Source organism: Pseudomonas sp. Colony2 (genome assembly GCF_019382755.1).
GTDB lineage: Bacteria > Pseudomonadota > Gammaproteobacteria > Pseudomonadales > Pseudomonadaceae > Aquipseudomonas.
In genome coordinates this window covers 2926747-2943745 of record NZ_CP080030.1, presented here as the reverse complement: position 1 = coordinate 2943745, position 16999 = coordinate 2926747, and the positions used below count along the sequence as shown (strand labels likewise).

Here is a 16999-nt window from a genome sequence, read left to right as displayed (position 1 = left end):
CTACCGACCCAACGCAGCCATCCGCTCCTGACTATTGGGTTAATGCACCCACGTCATTCACCAGTGTGCGCCAGCCATCCTTTGCCTCCTGCTCCGAGGTAAAGACTTGCACTTTGGGATGCCAGAACGCCCCCTCGATTACGATGCATTCCAAGGTAGAGTCCTGAAACGTAAAGACATAGTGGATAGCATCTTTCATGAACCGCTGTTTGTCGTGTCGAGGATGAATGGCGTTCCTTTGCTCAAGCTCTGCTAACCAAGGCGAATTATCTATTCGATGAATTTGGTAATGCTTTAGGCCAAGTCCAATGAGCGGATGGCCGCCCAAAGCTTCGTCGTTTGGCGAACCGAATTGGATTTTCTTTACTAGCGGAAAATGAACCACAGCTATTTCTTCTCCGGTGGTGTAATACCGTAAACATAGTTGCGTGTCCGTGGCGAACACCACTGGTTCAGGCGACGTACTTGGCTGTGGCCAGGAGTCGAGCAGCACTACGGTCGCTAATGACATGCGGGAACCTGATGAATGAATGGGTTATAAACAGAGTGCGAGAGCGACTCGTTGTCGTCAAACCTTTCTGATCGCGACCGACTGCTTCTGGCCGATTGCAGCCCATCGTGACGGGTAGCTTCTTGAAAACTGGCCCCCATTATCGGCCCCAATTTTTCGATGCTGATAATTGGCTACTTTTCCCCGAAAAACCTCCTGGCTTGGGTCGAAGTCGTCGATACAACTACCACCGCCTCCACCACGCTTTCTGAGCAACCACCTCAGGCTTCAGCGAGGCGATCTTAGAGCCTGCAATCTTTACCGGTGCGACGTCCAGACCATCGAAGCTACCTAGACCCAGAGGGGGGCTTTCTGCTTGTAGAAAGCGAGTGGTTTCTGCTGAAGCCACCGCATGCAGTAACGATGAGGGCGTTATATTCCGACTCAAGACGTGAATGCCGTTCTCTGGGTCATGCAGACCACTTGCGTCGGTGCCTTCAACCCCATCTATCAGAAGCGGCTGGATCATGACCGTCCCAAGCTCGTAGGTGATATCCAGATCACCGCAAACGCAACGCAGCCTTTGCAGTTCACCATTCGACGATACACACACAAAATCCAGCCCGTCGTCATCCGTGCAAAAGCTGCAAACGTGTAATTGAAGGCTTTTACTCAGCGCTAAATTCACATTCAGGAAAGCTCTCTTGAAGTAGTCGGCTAGCTGAGCATCCTTAAGCACTTTGTATATCCGCGATAGCGCTGCCAATTCTTGAGGGAGCTCAAGCGGTACATCCTTGATGGGTGGCATAGACGTAAAGGGCCATTTCCGTTCTTCGCCAGCCTTGAACGTGTCTAAGTAGAACGACGTGGCGTTTTCATCCTGGTGCAATGACCAACCAATGCTCACCGGCAACGTAGAAAGTGGTTCTAACTCCGGCTTCACATTCATCGCGTGAGCAACGACAAGGTACCCCATTGTTTAGATCCTTCAGGTACAGGGCTGAATCGCTCCAAGCATAGTCGATACTTGAGTGTGTGCTATTGGCCGATAGCATTCGCGCATGGCCGAGAGCTGACTCAAATGGCCTGAAAAATTCCGGGGATTGAAAATGGAAGAAACGTTCTCTTCGATATTTATGCACTAAAGGAAAACCCATAAATTTCAACGGAAAAACCGTCGTTACGATCATCAACCCCGATTTTTCCTAGCCGTTTTACAAATGTTAACTCCTTCAAGTGGCTATTGGCTTTAGGCTTCAAATCACAAAGTCCGATCGGACCCAATCAGCTTTAAGACGACTCTACAACCATGAATCTGCACGCCATCGCCGCGACGCTTTTTGCGTTTTTCACACTGCTTCCTTCCTCAGTGCACGCCGCGACCCCCATCGCCCATGTCGCTATCTACCGAGGCCCGGCGGGCTGCGAGGGATGTTCAGAGAATGTCAAAACAGCCCTGCTGCGCGTCCGCCCGAATGCGCAGATTGACTTTGTAGGTGCCGATGAATCGATCGACATCACGCCGCAAAGCCTCGCTCGTTATGACCTCTACGTTCAACCGGGTGGCGGTCAGGACATCCCTGCGGCGCTTGATAGTTTGGGGGATGCGCGGGTGCAGGCCATTCGTGACTTTGTCGCCCAGGGTGGGCGCTACCTGGGGCTTTGTATGGGTGCTTATCTGGCCGACGACAGCAACTTTGGCCTGATACCCTACGACCTTGATTCAGAGGCGGGCAGGCCTGGGTTTGAGGTCGCGGGCATTGCGGACGCGGCGGTGCAGGTTGTGTGGGATGGGAAAGCCGATAGCGTCTTTTATCAGGATGGGCCTTACTTCCCCAAGCCTGACGCGACCTCGCCTTCTTCAACCATTGCGACCTACCGGAATGGTGATGTGGCGGCAGCGCGTTACACCTATGAAAACGGGGTAGTGGTGCTGAGCGGCCCGCACCCAGAGGCGGATCGGGAGTGGTTCGAGAAGGCGAATATTCCCTTGAGCAAGATGCCGCGGGGTGAGCTTTTTGGGGCGTTGGTGCGCAGCATTGAGGGGCGCAGGTAGGGGGCGATGATGACTTCCGGATTTCAGCTGGATGCTCCAGCCAACTGAAAAAGTCATATGGCCGCCAGCTATTTACCCAGGTTTTGATTCATCAAATTGTCCAGTACGGGAAATTTGGTGGCCGCCTGCCATTCGCGTAAATGCTTGCAGCCTTCATCATTGAGCTCGGCAAGGTTGCTGCGAGCGTCGCATATCGTGAACCACTTCTGCCGGAGAGATGGATACTTTACAAACTCTTCCCGGGTTGGGGGTTGGTTAGTGGACAAACGCAGAACTGACAGCACTAAAAGTGCAGACACCCCGATACCGATAGAGCCGTTTTTATAATTCACATCAACTTCCGCAAATGAGAAAACTAACCCCACAGCTGAACTAATGACCGCTGTTAACTGCTTGGGGCGTTGGTCGACTATAAGAAGAGAAATGGATCGATAAAAGATCCATTTTCGACATATCTCATAGGGCCATTTATTCACAAGATGGGGAAATCAGAAAAAATCGGGGCAGTCTACCGAACGCTCGGGCAATCACGAAGCTGCCGGCGAACCTGGCGCATGTCGAGCAAAACTCAGCCCAACTCGCGCCCCAAAAACGGCGCCGTCCGGCTGCTCTTGCTCTTCGCCACCTTCTGCGGCGTGCCACTCACCACCACCTTCCCGCCTCGATCCCCGGACCCCGGCCCAATATCAATCACCCAATCACTCTGGGCCACCACGCGCATTTCATGCTCCACCACGATCACCGTGTGCCCCGCCTCCACCAGATGATTCAACTGGCTCAACAACCGGTCCACATCCCGCGGATGCAGCCCGGTCGTCGGTTCATCCAGCACATACAACGTCGCGCCCCGGGCATTGCGTTGCAGCTCGGTCGCCAGCTTGATGCGCTGCGCCTCCCCGCCTGACAACTCGGTCGCCGGCTGGCCAAGGCGCAAATAACCCAAGCCAATATCCCGCAGCACTTGCAGCGAGCGCAGCACACCCGGCTCTTCAGCAAATACCTCTACCGCCTGTTCAACCGTCAGCCCCAGCACCTGGGCGATGGTCAGCCCTTCCCACTTGATTGCTAACGTTTCCGGGTTGTACCGCGCCCCGTGGCACGTCGGGCATGGCGCGTACACGCTGGGCATGAACAGCAATTCAACGCTGACAAACCCCTCGCCTTCGCAGTTCGGGCAGCGGCCTTTGGCGACGTTGAAAGAAAATTGCCCAGCGTCGAAATGGCGCTTTTTCGCCGCGGGTGTGGCGGCGAACAGTTTGCGTACGTTGTCGAACAGGCCGGTGTAGGTCGCGAGGTTGGAGCGCGGTGTGCGGCCAATGGGTTTCTGGTCCACCTGCACCAGGCGGCGAATGTGTTCCAGCCCGCCGCTGATACGGCCGCCGCTGGTTTGCGGGGCGTCGTCTTCGAGGCTGGGTTCGTCTTCGGTTTCCACCACGCGGCCCAGGCCTGCGCCTACCAGTTCCAACAGCGCCTGGCTGACGAGGCTGGATTTGCCCGAGCCGGAAATGCCGGTGACGGCGGTGAAGCAACCCAGGGGAAAGTCCACGCTGAGGTCGTTGAGGTTGTTGCGCGTGACGCCTTCCAGGCTCAGCCAGCCGGTGGGTTGGCGCGGTGGTTGGCTGACGGGGCGCTTTTCGGCGAACAGGTATTCGCGGGTTTGCGAGGCTTCAATCTGTGCGAGGCCGGCGGGTGGGCCGCTGTACAGGACCTGGCCGCCGTGTTCACCGGCAGCCGGGCCGACGTCGATCAGCCAGTCGGCCCGGCGCATGGTTTCCAGGTCGTGTTCCACCACGAACAGTGAGTTGCCGGCGGCCTTCAGGCGGTCGAGGGCGGCGAACAGGGCTTCGCCGTCAGCGGGATGCAGGCCGGCGGAAGGTTCGTCGAGCACGTAGATCACGCCGAACAGTTGCGAGCCCAGTTGGGTGGCCAGGCGCAGGCGTTGCAGTTCGCCGGAGGACAGGGTCGGTGTGCTGCGTTCCAGGGCCAGGTAGCCCAGGCCGAGGTCGGTCAGGGTGCTGACGCGTTCGAGCAGGTCCTGGGCGATGCGTTGGGCGGCCAGGCGTTTTTCCACGGAGAGCTTTTTATCGCCCTGCCCTTCGGCCACCGGTCGCAGCAGTTCGGCGAGTTGCAGCAGAGACATTTGCGACAGTTCGCCAATGTCCACGCCGGCAAATTTCACCGACAGCGCGGCCTTGTTCAGGCGTTTGCCTTCGCACAGCGGGCACGGGCTGCCTTGCATGAACTGCGACACGCGCTTTTTCATCAGGGCGCTTTGGGAGTGGGTGAAGGTGTGCAGGATGTAGCGCCGGGCGCCGGTGAAGGTGCCCTGGTAGCTGGGTTCGAGTTTGCGTTTGAGGGCGTCGCGGGTTTGGGCGGGTGTGAAGCCGGCATACACCGGGACGGTGGGGGTTTCTTCGGTGAAGAGGATCCAGTCGCGCTGCTTTTTCGGCAGGTCGCGCCACGGGATGTCGACGTCGTAGCCCAGGGTGACGAGGATGTCGCGCTGGTTCTGGCCTTGCCACGCCAGTGGCCAGGACGCCACCGCGCGTTGGCGGATGGTGAGGGAAGGATCGGGCACCATCAGGGCTTCGGTCACTTCGTACACGCGGCCCAGGCCGTGGCATTGCGGGCAGGCGCCCTGGGGCAGGTTGGGGGAAAAGTCTTCGGCGTACAGCATCGGTTGCCCCGCCGGGTAACTGCCGGCGCGGGAGTAGAGCATGCGGATCAGGCTGGACAAGGTGGTGACGCTGCCCACTGATGAACGTGTGCTGGGTGTACCGCGCTGTTGTTGCAGGGCCACGGCGGGCGGCAGGCCTTCGATGGCGTCGACGTCCGGTACGCCGACCTGGTCGATCAGGCGGCGGGCGTAGGGCGCCACGGATTCGAAGTAGCGGCGCTGAGCTTCGGCGTAGACGGTGGAGAATGCCAGCGAGGACTTGCCGGAGCCTGACACGCCGGTGAACACCACCAGGGCGTCGCGGGGGATATCCACGTCGACGTTGCGCAGGTTGTGTTCCCGGGCACCTCGTACCCGCACGAAGCCAGGGCGTTGGGTGGTGAGTGAGGTGTCTGGTGGCAGGTTGCGCTGGGAAGTCATGGGTAACCTTATCGGTGTGTTCAAGGCAGTGAAGATCAACTGTGGGAGCCGGGCTTGCCCGCGATGACGGTGTGCCAGTTACCGGATGGGGTGCCTGACACTCCGCCATCGCGGGCAAGCCCGGCTCCCACAGTGGCTTGGTGTTGCTGGCTGGATCTTCATTCGTCACATCATTCGGGAGGTCAGTACCGAGCGCACCCGTTGCGCCAAGTCATCCGGGCCATAGGGTTTGCTCAGCAGGTGAATGTCGTTGCCCAGCAGGTGGTTGCTGGAAAGAATGTCGCGGGTATGCCCGGAGGTAAACAGCACCGCTATCGCCGGCACTTGCCTGCGCGCCCACTCGGCCAGGTCGGTGCTTTTGACCCGGCCCGGCATCACCACGTCGGTGAAGATCAGGTCCGGTTGCAGGCCGGCCTGGAGCATCAGCATGGCCCGGTCGCCGTCTTCGGCGGTGAGCACGGTGTAGCCGGATTGTTCAAGCAATTCCACCGCGGCCGCGCGTACGCCTTCGTTGTCCTCAACCACCAGGATCGTCTCATGGCCGCCGGTGGGTTGTGTGAGCTCGACGGGCGCATCGTGGTTTTCCGGCTCTCCCAGGTTGCGCGGGAAATACATCTGCACCACGGTACCGCTGCCCTCCACGCTCTCGACCTCAACATGCCCGCCACTTTGGCGCACGAACCCAAACACCATGCTCAGGCCCAGGCCGGTACCGTGGCCATTCGGCTTGGTGGTGAAAAACGGTTCGAAGGCCCGTGCCAGGATCGTTGGTGACATGCCGGCGCCGCTGTCGGCGACGGCCAGGCGCACGTATTCACCGGGGTTGATGCTTTTACCGGCGCAATCCGGAGGGTTGAGGATGATGTTTTCGCCGGTGATCCGAATCACCCCCTCGCCTTTCATGGCATCCCGGGCGTTGATCGCCAGGTTGAGCAGTGCGTTTTCCAGTTGGTTGCGGTCGACGTTAATGCACCACGGATCCTGGGGCAGCTGCACATCAATGTGGATGGTTTCTCCCAGCGCCCGCTGCAGCAACTCGCCCAGGCCTTCATAGATGCGCAGCGGGTTGTACACCGCCGGTGACAATGGCTGGCGACGGGCGAAGGCCAGCAGTTGCGAGGTCAGTTTGGCCCCACGTTCCACTGCCGCGATGGCGGCGCTGACGCGGCGCTGCACCTGGGGGTTGTCCGGCTCATGCCGGGCCAGCAGGTGCAGGTTGCCGGAGACCACTTGCAGCAGGTTATTGAAGTCGTGGGCCACGCCGCCGGTCAGGCCGCCAATGGCTTCCAGCTTCTGTGATTGGCGCAACTGTTCCTCGGCGGCGGAACGGGCTTGCACCTCCGCGGCCACGCGCTGCTCCAGGTTGTGGGTGAGTTCCTGGCGCAGGCGCTCGGAGATCATATGTTCGGTGGTCTCCACTACAATCGCCAGGACCCCGGCCGGTCGTTGGTCGTCACCGGCCACGGGGCTGTAATACAGGTCCATCCAGACTTCTTCCGGGCGGCCGTCGCGCAACAGTTCCAGGGGCAGGTTGCGGTAGGACAAGGTGCCGCCAGCCAGGCAGGTGTCGACCACATTGCGGTTGAAGTCGGCGACTTCCGGCCAGCCCAGTTCCACCGGCGCACCCAGCAGATAAGGGTGGCGACCGCCGGCAAATACCGAATAGCTGTCGTTGTAGATCATGTAACCGGCGTGCCCCCACAGCATCACCATGGGCATGGGCGATGCCAGCATCATCTGCACGGCGCTGGTCAGGCTGGAGGGCCAGGCATTCATCGGGCCGAGGTCGGTGGTGGACCAATCGAAAGCACGAATCCTCTGGGCCATTTCCCCAGCCCAACCCTCACAGCCGTGGGTATTGGATAAAAACTGCATCGGTCGGCTCTGCAAAAGATAAAAGGTGGGCGGCGATGAAAACTTTGAGCCCGGCAGCGGCGGTTGGTTTCATCGCATATTGCTTATGCCGGCAGGAAGGAGCAAGGGCCGGCTCAGCGAAAGTCCCGGCTGCGCACACTGATGCCCGACAGCAACGGGGTCAGGTCGGTCAAGCGCCCGGCGATCAGGTGCCGAACCTCGCCCACCGCCTCCCAGCGGCCATCCACCTTGAGCAACCGCGAGCCCACCAGCGCCTGGCGTTGGCGCTCGGCCAAATCGCGCCAGACCACCACATTGATATTGCCGAACTCATCTTCCAGGGTAACGAAGGTAACGCCGCTGGCCGTGCCAGGACGTTGTCGACCGGTGACCAGGCCGGCGACGCTGACGTTGCGGCCATGCTCAACCTGCAGCAATTCCCTGGAACTGCGGCAACGCCGCGCGCGCAGTTCATCGCGCAACAGCGCCAACGGGTGTGGGCCCAGGGTGGTGCCGACGCTGGCGTAGTCGGCATACAAATCTTCGCCGACTGTCGGTTGCGGCAGCTCCACCACCGCCTCTTCCGGGCTGGCGATACCGGCAAACAGGCCCAGTTGTTTCTGCACCCCGGCCACCTCCCAACGCGCCCGGTGCCGATGCCCGGCCAGGCCGCGCAAGGCACCGGCATCCGCCAGCAGTTCCTGGGCGCGAGTGTCCAATTGGGCACGCTCGCCCAAGTCGGCAATATCAAAAAACGCCCGGGCCTGGCGCGCCGTTTCGATACGCCGGCCGTCCTCTTCGCGAAACCCGGAGATCATGCGCAAGCCCATGCGAATCGCCGGTTGCTGGCCTTCGATCGGCTCAAGGCTGCAATCCCAGTCACTGGCCTGCACATCCACCGGGCGGATCTGCAAATGATGGCGACGGGCGTCCTGCAGGATCTGGTCCGGGCTGTAGAAGCCCATGGGCCAGCTGTTGATCAGGGCGCAGGCAAACGCTGCCGGTTCATGGCATTTGAGCCAGCAACTGGCATAGGTCAGCAAGGCGAAACTGGCGGCATGGGACTCGGGAAAACCGTAGCTGCCAAAGCCCTTGATCTGCTCGAAGATCTGCGCGGCGAAGGCTTCGCTGTAGCCGTTTTTCAGCATGCCGGTGCGCAGGCGTTGCTGATGGGGTTCGAGGCCGCCGTGGCGTTTCCAGGCGGCCATGGAACGGCGCAGTTGGTCGGCTTCGCCGGGGGTGTAATCGGCGGCGACCATGGCGATCTGCATGACCTGTTCCTGGAACAGCGGGATGCCCAGGGTTCGTTCCAGTACGGACTTGAGTTCCGGCGACGGGTAGGTGGTTTCTTCCTCCTTGTTCCGCCGCCGCAGGTACGGATGCACCATGCCACCCTGGATGGGCCCCGGCCGCACGATGGCGACCTCAATGACCAAGTCGTAGAATTTTTCCGGTCGCAGGCGGGGCAGCATCGACATCTGCGCCCGCGACTCAATCTGGAACACGCCGATAGTGTCGGCCTTGCTGATCATCGCGTAGGTTGCCGCATCTTCCTTGGGCACCGAAGCCAGGCTCAGGTCCCGGTTGCGATGGCGGCGCAGCAGGTCGAAGCAGCGGCGAATCGCACTGAGCATGCCCAGCGCGAGGATGTCCACCTTGAGCAGGCCCACGGCGTCGAGGTCGTCCTTGTCCCACTGGATGATGGTGCGCTCGGCCATGGCAGCATTTTCCACCGGCACCAGGGTGTCCAGCGGGTGTTCGGAAATCACGAAGCCGCCGGGGTGCTGGGACAGGTGCCGGGGGAAGCCGATCAGTTGCTGAGTGAGTGTGAGCACCCGGCGCAGCACCGGGCTGTCGGGGTCGAAACCGCCTTCGCGCAAGCGTTCCAGGGGCGGTGCTTCGTCGCTCCAGCGCCCACAACAGTCGGCCAGGGCGTTGACCTGATCCGGCGGCAACCCGAGGGCCTTGGCCACGTCGCGCACCGCGCCGGCGCCGTGGTAGCTGCTGACCACCGCCGTCAACGCGGCGCGGGTACGACCGTAGCGCTGGAAGACGTATTGCAGCACTTCTTCGCGGCGTTCGTGCTCGAAGTCCACGTCGATGTCCGGCGGCTCGTTGCGTTCGCGAGACAGGAAGCGCTCGAACAACATGTTCATCAGGCTCGGGTTGATCTCGGTGATGCCCAGGGCAAAACACACCGCCGAGTTGGCCGCCGAGCCGCGGCCCTGGCACAGGATCGAACGGCTGCGGGCGAAGCGCACAATGTCGTGTACGGTGAGGAAATAGCTTTCGTAGCCGAGGTCACTGATCAGTTCCAGTTCGTTATTGATCTGCTGGAGGGTCTTGGCGTCGACCCCTTTCGGCCAACGCTGGGCGATGCCTTGCTCGGTCAAGGTGCGTAACCAGGATTTTGCATCCTGGCCTTCAGGTACCAACTCCCTGGGGTATTGATAGCGCAATTGGCCGAGGTCAAAGGTGCAACGCCGGGCAATGTTCAGGGACTCTTCCAGCAAGTGCGCCGGGTACAGCGCGGCCAATGCATCGAGGCTGCGCAAGTGCCGTTCACCATTGGGATGCAGGCGCGCGCCGGCTTCGGCCACCGGGACGTGGTGACGGATTGCGGTCATGGTGTCTTGCAACGCACGGCGACCGCGCACATGCATATGCACATCGCCGCAGGCCACCGCCGGCAGGTGCAGGCTGGCGGCCAGGTTCAGGCGTTGCTCAAGGTGACGGGCATCGTTCTGGCCGCAATGCAGTTCCACCGCCAACCACAGGCGATCGGTGAAGGTGCTGCACAGCCATTGGATATGGGCCTGGGTGTCGGTGTCTTCGACCATCCATAACGCGAGCAAGCCGTGTACCGCGGTGAAGTCTTCCTGCAGCAACCGGTAGTGACCTTTTTCCGCACGGCGACGGGCGATGGTGATCAGCCGGCACAGGTGTTGATAGCCTTCCAGGTTCTCCACCAGCAGCACCAGCTTGGGGCCGTTTTCCAGGCGCATCTCGCTGCCGATAATCAGCGGCAACCCGACTTCCTTGGCCGCCTGCCAGGCACGGACGATGCCCGACAAGGTGCATTCATCGGTGATGGCCAGCGCCTCGTAACCCTGCTGCCTGGCCCGTTCAAACAGCTCGCGGGCACTGGAGGCGCCCCGCTGGAAACTGAAGTTGGACAGGCAGTGCAGCTCCGCGTACTTCATGCAAACCAGCCTTGCAGCCACAGCGTGCCGCTTTCGCCCACGGTGCGGTAAGCCCAGCCCTGCTGGCCGGCGCGGGTGCGCACCAGGTAGTAATCGCGGCGCACATCGGCGCCATCCCACCAGCCGGACTCGATGCGTTCCGGGCCCATCAGGATGTGTAGACCCTGCTCGGCGAGAGGCGTCGGTTCATGCAACAACCAGCCCGGGCGTTGCACGTTGTTTGAGGGTGAGCACGGGCGAAGATCAGCACCGGTTTGCCAGGCGCATTCGGGGCGGTGGTCGGCGTGAAACCGCAGGCCTTGCACCGCTTCATCCCCCAGCCGCGCCCGCAGGCGTTCGCGCAGTTGTTCCCACGGCAGGGTTTGTTGCGGGCGCTCGTCGAACAGGTCCTGGCGCTGGGGCACAAACACCGGCAGGTCCTCGGCCACCAGGCGAAAGCCGCGCACCGGCGAGGTGACTTGCACCTGCTCCAGGCGCCCACGGGCCAGTTCGAACAGCATCGCCGCGTCACGCTCGGCGCTGAGCAGGCCGACCTTGATCACGCTGTCGGGCTCGGCCGCGTGCTCCAGGTGCAGGTCAAAACGCTGCACGCCACTGTCGCGGCCACACAGGAACGCCGACAGATCGCCAGTCAAACGGCGCAAGGGAAACAGCAAGGCCTGGTGGGACAACACATCAAAATTCAGCTCGATGCGCACATCAAACCGGTCCGGCGGCTGGTAGAACGCCAGCGCCAGGGGCCGTTGGCCGCACAGTGCATCGAGGTGCTTGAGCAGCGCAGCGTCGAAGCGCCGGGCCAGGGTATGCCGAGGCAACGCCTGCACCTGGGCCAGGGTGCGCAAGCCCATGCGCGACAATGCGGTGGCGGCTTGCGGGTCGAGGCCGGCGCGGTCGATGGGGATCGGTGCCAGAGCGTGTTGCAGGTATTGCTCATCGGCCACGGCCAGGCCGTCGTAGACATTCGCCAATATCCGTGCCGCCGCCGGGTTCGGCGCGGCGACGATGCGGTGACGAAACCCCAGTTCGGTCAGCTCCTTGCGCAAGCGCGCTTCGAGCAACGGCCAGGGCCCGAACAGGCCCAGGCTCGACTCGATCTCGAACAGCAACGCCCGTGGGTAGAACACGCTGACCTGGGAGCTGAAACGGTAGGCCCAGGCGGCGAGAAACTGCTGCCAGTATTCGATCTGCGCCGGGTCGTATTCGGCGCAGGCAAACGCCTTGGTCAAGGCATGGGCCGCCGTCAGCGACTGGCCGGGGCGCAGGCCGAGTTTGCGCGCGGCGTCATTGACGGTTTGCAGCACCCGCCGCTGCGGCGTGCCGGCCAGCAGGGCCAACGGCTGGTCCGGTTCGGGGCGCGAACGCAGCACCCCGTCCAGCGCCAATTGCGGGAACACAATACACACCCAGCGCATGCCAACCTCAGTGCCCAAGCGCAATGGGCGCGGGATGGGCCAGGCCACCCCGGCACTTGAGCACCCGCACTTGCGCCGGGCTGGTCTCCACCGCCAGGCGCAAGGCGGCCGGTGACGGGTTGATGGCCTCGCTCAAGGAGCGCCAGGCGAAGGCCAGGGTCTGGCCGGTTTCCGCAGCCACCTGCAAGCGGCGCAAGGCGCGGTCATCGGCCTTGCGCGGCCAGCACAGCACCGCGCCACAGCTGCCGGAACGCAGGCATTGCTCCACTGCCCACAAGGCATCGCGTTCATCGGCCTGGATCACTGACAGCTGGCGCACATCCACCCCGGCGTTTTGCCAGGCGTGGGGGTACGGCGTGTAAGGCGGCGCCACCAGCACGATGCGCTCACCGGCCGCCGCCAACCGTGCCAGGGTCGGCCACACCAGCTGCAACTCGCCCACGCCTTCCTTGGCCATGAGGATTTCGCTCAACGCCGCTTCCGGCCAGCCACCGCTGGGCAGCACCGCATCCAGGGCCGCAAGCCCGGTGGGATGGACGCTGGCCGGCGGCGCGGCGGGCCGGCCTTTCCAGACCCGGCCGCCATTGAACAGCGAGTCCAGTGCAACGACGGCGCCCATCAGCCTTGCCTCACCAGGCCGCAGAACACCCCTTCGATGGCCAAGTCCTGATCGGGCCGCACCACGATGGGTTGATAGGCGGGGTTGCGCGGCAGCAGGCGCACACGCTCGCCCACGTGTTCGAAACGTTTGATGGTGACTTCACCGTCCAGGCGTGCCACCACGATCTGCCCGTTCAAGGCCTCGGCACTGCGGCGTACGCCTACCAGGTCGCCATCGAGGATGCCGTCTTCGATCATCGAATCGCCCTGCACCCGCAGCAGGTAATCCGGGGTTTTCGCGAACATGCCCGGGTCGAGCAATAGACGGTTGTGCACTTCGGCATCGGCGCCAATGGGCAAACCGGCGGCCACCCGGCCGAGCACCGGAATATCCAGCAGCTCCGGCCGCGCCGGTTGATTGAGCAGGCGGATGCCGCGAGCCTGGTTCGGGTTGACCTCGATAAAGCCGCCCTCGGTCAGCGCCAGCACATGCTTGCGCGCCACGCTGCGGGAGGCAAAGCCGAACGCCTCGGCGATCTCGGCGAGGCTGGGGGACTGGCCTTGCTGCGCGATACGGTCGCGGATAAAGGTCAGGATGGCGGTACGGCGGGGCGTTAGATTCTTCATGGAGTACATTTGTACTCCTGTGGGAATTTTCTGGCAATATCCGTCAGTCGCTTCCCATGCAGCCACCGGAAAAGTCCCCGCCAAGTTGACGAACGGTCTTTCGAATGTTCAGATGCCGGCCTGTTTCAGGTGCCTCATGCCGCCGTGCATGGGGTGAAACGGGAAACCGGTGCCGCTCTTTTCGAGCCAGTCCGGTGCTGCCCCCGCAACGGTAGACGCGTGACCCCTTCGACACACCACTGTGGCCTGCGCGCCATGGGAAGGTGAAGGTGTCCATACGCGTGAGCCCGGAGACCGGCCTGGAATTCTGTTTGGCAAAATCCTGCGGTGGGCGGGCATGGGCCGGTATTGGCGTGTGCTCGGTGCCTACTCGTGCGTGCTTTTCGCGAAAGATACTTTTCCGAGAAGACTATGATTCGACCTTACAATACGTCCGTGCCCAGCCTGTTGCTCGGCTGCCTGTTCAGCCCCCTGCTGCTGGCCGACGACCCTCCCCTTGAGCTCAAGCAGCAGATCATTTCCGCACCGTCGGTGGAATCCACTACCGTGGCCGACATGGCCCAGTACGGCAGCAAGGTCGAGATCGTCACCCGCGAACAGATCGAACGCGCCGGCCCCGCCGCCGATGTGTCGCGCGTGATGCAGATGTTCATCCCCGGCCTGTACGTGGCACCCAAGAACGGTCCGTTCGACTACGGCACCTATTCCCTGCTGGGCGGGCGCAACGATGACACGTTGATCCTGCTGGACGGCGTGCGCCTGAACAACCGCCTGTACGGTGGCCTGTACCTGGACACCCTGCCCGCCAACGCCATCGAGCGCATCGAAGTGCTCAAGGGGGGCCAGAGCCTGCTGTTCGGCACCCAGGCGGTGTCGGGGGTGATCAACATCGTCACCCGCAGCCCGCAAACCCGCGAGGCGTCCGGCGAGGTGAACCTGGGTGCCGACACCTTCGGCGGCACCACCGGCGATGCCCGGGTCGAGAAGATCTTCAACAACGGTTTCGCCGATCTTGGCTTGCTGGCCTACGTCAGCCGCAACGTCTCCGAGGGCTACCAGCCGTTTCGCAACCGCGACATGAAAAACGTCAGCGACAAGAAACGCTCCTACGAAGTCACCACCTTCGGCACCAAGGCGATCCAGTCGTTTGGCGATGACACGCGCCTTGAGCTGTTTTACCAGTACGCCGACGCCAACCTCGATTTCGCCCGCCCGGTGGACAACCACAAGACCACCAACGACCGCGTACAACAAATCGCTACGGCGACCTTCGAGCAAACCCTCAACGAGCGCCTGAGCTACTTCGTCAAAGGCCATATCAACGATTGGGACACGCGCTATACCCGCATCAACAATATCGAAAGCGGCGGCACCCGGGCCATCAACCACAACGACTACTGGGGCTTCACCGACTGGGGCGTGCAGGCCGAAGGCAAGGCCGTGCTGCCGGGGGAGCACGTGCTGGTATTCGGGTCCGATAACCAGTGGTTCAAGGGCCAGGACGATGTATTGATCATCGACGACAACAAGGCCCAGGCCCACGCGCTGTACACCCAACTGCGCCCGACTATCGAAGCCCTGCCGAACTGGCACCCGAGCATCGGCGTACGCCACGAAGCCATGAGCGGCGGCGACAGCGCCACCGTCGGCATGCTCACTTCGCTCTACGACCTCAACGACAACTGGGCCCTGCGCGGCCAATACGGCACTGCCTACAAACTGCCGAATGCCGAGCAACTGTTCGTCAACGAAGACGATGAAAAAGGCAACCGCAACCTCAAGCCGGAGAAGAGCCGCAACGCCGAACTGGGCGTCGACTACAAGGGCAGCCTGCTGGCCCGGGACTTCAGCGCCAGCGTCACGCTGTTCAAACGCAAGATCACCGACCTGATCACCCTGGACGATATCCAGTGGGTCAACGGCCAGGGGCAGATCCAGATGCGTGGTTTCGAGGCCGACGCCAAGCTGCAGCTCAATGAACAATGGAGCGTGCAGGCCGACATGACCCGCAACCTCACCGAGTCCCGTGCGGGTGTCACCATCAACGATATCCCGGGCTTCTTCGCCCGCTCGCGGGTCGGCTATGAATCGGCGGACCGCCTGTGGGGCGCCGGCACCGCCGTGCGTTACATCGGCGATATCGTCAGCTCGAAAAAGGTCGAATACGGCAACTACACCGTGGTGGATGCCGACGCCTATCGCTACCTCGACAACGCCCACCAACACCGCGTGAGCCTGCTGGTAGAAAACCTGTTCGACCGCGACTACGTCACCAGCCGCGCCAGCAACGTCGACAACCTCGGGCGGCCGTTCACCTCCGAAGTACGCTACACGTATCGCTTCTGATGAGTACGCCCGTGGAAACTCATCCGGACTGGTCCCACGTGCCTGACCACGCCCGTCACGTGTTCCTGTGCACTGGCCCACGCTGTACGCAGCGTGGCGTGCTGCAACTGTGGAAAACCCTGCGCCGCCACCTGCTGCAACACGACTGCATCGAAAAGCCTGGCGGCGTGCTGCTGACACGCACCCACTGCCAGTTCCCGTGCAACCTGGGGCCAATCGTGACGGTGTACCCGGACACTTGCTGGTACGGCGTGCACAACAAAGACGATGTGCAACGGCTGGTGGAAGTGCATCTGGTGGGCGGCGAAGTCGTCGAGGATCTGCTGATCAAGGAGCACCCATGAAAGCCTCGTGGTTGCTGTTGGGCGCCCTGCTCTGCGCGCCATCGGTATTGGCCGACCGTTATCGCAACTGCAACCAGGATTGGACGGCCACCCACTCACCGCCCTCGCGCATCGTGGCCCTCAATCAGCATGCGGCCGACCTGTTATTGGCGCTGGATGTCGGCCCGGCCTTGGTGGGCGTGGCGTATCTGGATGACAACGGTGTGGCCCACCCACACGGCGAGTATTTCGACGTACCGGTGATCGCGCCCAAGTACCCGTCCAGCGAAGTGCTCTATGCGCAGAAACCGGATCTGGTGGTCGGTGGATTCGCCACTGCATTTGGCGCCGGCGTTACTTCCCGCACAGGGTTGGCAGGCAACGGGGTTGGGTCGTACTTGCTGGAGTCGGCGTGCGACGGGCACTCGCTGGATTACTTCGGGCATATTCGCAACGACCTGTTTACCCTCGGCGCCCTGGTGCACAAACAGCAACGGGCGCGGGCGTTGAGCGATGCCATGGACGCCGACCTGGCCAGTGCCCAGGCACTGGCGGGCGAAGGTAAACCGCTGTCGGTGTTCTACCTGGACAGTGAGGTCAACGGGCTGGACAGCGAAGGCCGGCGTGGGTTCGTCACCACGTTGGTGGCGGCTGCTGGTGCGCGCAATTTATTCGCCGGGATCAACCAATACCGCGTCACCGTGAGCAGCGAAACCCTGCTGATGAGTGATCCGGATGTAATTTTGCTGGCGGATGCGCTGTGGTCACCGGCCAGCCGCAAACGTCAGTTGCTGACCACCGACCCGGTGCTGTCGCGTTTGCGGGCGGTGCGGGAGAACCGGATGATCGATATTCCCTTTACCCATTTGGTGCCCACCGCGAATAGCGGCCGAGTCGTGTTGGAGTTGGCGAGGCAATTCAAACAACTGGCTGAATAATTCACGAGCGAAGCGCCTGACCAATTTACTCAGTCCATGCCACCGACCAAAGT

13 protein-coding genes and 1 riboswitch are annotated in these 16999 nt (G+C 62.0%); of the genes, 4 read left to right on the top strand and 9 right to left on the bottom strand.

The window, feature by feature from the left end; translation table 11 throughout:
* Positions 1–31: 31 nt before the first annotated feature.
* Complete coding sequence (locus JV201_RS11800; RefSeq protein WP_023659022.1) at positions 32–511, bottom strand: hypothetical protein; 480 nt, start codon at positions 509–511, stop codon at positions 32–34.
* A gap of 223 nt (positions 512–734) precedes the next feature.
* On the bottom strand, positions 735–1466 hold the full coding sequence (locus JV201_RS11795; RefSeq protein WP_219406950.1) for a hypothetical protein: 732 nt from the start codon (positions 1464–1466) through the stop codon (positions 735–737).
* 333 nt (positions 1467–1799) lie between these two features.
* Here JV201_RS11795 and JV201_RS11790 point away from each other — a divergent pair, with 333 nt between their 5' ends.
* On the top strand, positions 1800–2546 hold the full coding sequence (locus tag JV201_RS11790; protein WP_102605744.1) for a BPL-N domain-containing protein: 747 nt from the start codon (positions 1800–1802) through the stop codon (positions 2544–2546).
* 68 nt (positions 2547–2614) lie between these two features.
* Here JV201_RS11790 and JV201_RS11785 read toward each other — a convergent pair whose 3' ends face one another.
* From JV201_RS11785 to lexA, 7 genes are all read right to left on the bottom strand, one after another.
* On the bottom strand, positions 2615–2878 hold the full coding sequence (locus JV201_RS11785; protein ID WP_083853185.1) for a hypothetical protein: 264 nt from the start codon (positions 2876–2878) through the stop codon (positions 2615–2617).
* 236 nt (positions 2879–3114) lie between these two features.
* Positions 3115–5643 (bottom strand): excinuclease ABC subunit UvrA, encoded by a 2529-nt coding sequence (uvrA, locus tag JV201_RS11780; protein ID WP_219406949.1) that lies wholly within the window; start codon positions 5641–5643, stop codon positions 3115–3117.
* Positions 5644–5808: 165 nt separating this feature from the next.
* Positions 5809–7518 carry an ATP-binding protein gene (locus tag JV201_RS11775; protein WP_177022071.1) on the bottom strand — a complete coding sequence of 570 codons (1710 nt, stop codon included), beginning with the start codon at positions 7516–7518 and terminating at the stop codon, positions 5809–5811.
* Positions 7519–7631: 113 nt separating this feature from the next.
* Complete coding sequence (locus tag JV201_RS11770; RefSeq protein WP_219406948.1) at positions 7632–10721, bottom strand: error-prone DNA polymerase; 3090 nt, start codon at positions 10719–10721, stop codon at positions 7632–7634.
* On the bottom strand, positions 10697–12112 hold the full coding sequence (locus tag JV201_RS11765) for a DNA polymerase Y family protein (RefSeq protein WP_219406947.1): 1416 nt from the start codon (positions 12110–12112) through the stop codon (positions 10697–10699). Before JV201_RS11765 ends, JV201_RS11770 begins: the two co-directional genes overlap by 25 nt.
* Positions 12113–12119: 7 nt before the next feature.
* On the bottom strand, positions 12120–12731 hold the full coding sequence (imuA, locus tag JV201_RS11760; RefSeq protein WP_003210484.1) for a translesion DNA synthesis-associated protein ImuA: 612 nt from the start codon (positions 12729–12731) through the stop codon (positions 12120–12122).
* Complete coding sequence (gene lexA / locus JV201_RS11755) at positions 12731–13348, bottom strand: transcriptional repressor LexA (RefSeq protein ID WP_003210482.1); 618 nt, start codon at positions 13346–13348, stop codon at positions 12731–12733. The genes imuA and lexA overlap by 1 nt, the downstream gene beginning before the upstream one ends.
* Positions 13349–13449: 101 nt before the next feature.
* Positions 13450–13657: riboswitch (cobalamin riboswitch) on the top strand.
* Between the two features lie 93 nt (positions 13658–13750).
* Between lexA and JV201_RS11750 the strand changes: the two genes are divergently transcribed.
* Genes JV201_RS11750 through JV201_RS11740 form a run of 3 tightly spaced genes read left to right on the top strand, consistent with a single transcriptional unit; the run spans position 13751 to position 16946 of the window.
* A complete protein-coding gene (locus JV201_RS11750) occupies positions 13751–15685 on the top strand; it encodes a TonB-dependent siderophore receptor (protein WP_219406946.1) in 1935 nt (644 codons plus the stop codon).
* Between the two features lie 11 nt (positions 15686–15696).
* A complete protein-coding gene (locus tag JV201_RS11745; protein ID WP_219406945.1) occupies positions 15697–16029 on the top strand; it encodes a ferredoxin in 333 nt (110 codons plus the stop codon).
* Complete coding sequence (locus JV201_RS11740; protein WP_219406944.1) at positions 16026–16946, top strand: ABC transporter substrate-binding protein; 921 nt, start codon at positions 16026–16028, stop codon at positions 16944–16946. Before JV201_RS11745 ends, JV201_RS11740 begins: the two co-directional genes overlap by 4 nt.
* Positions 16947–16999: the final 53 nt, after the last annotated feature.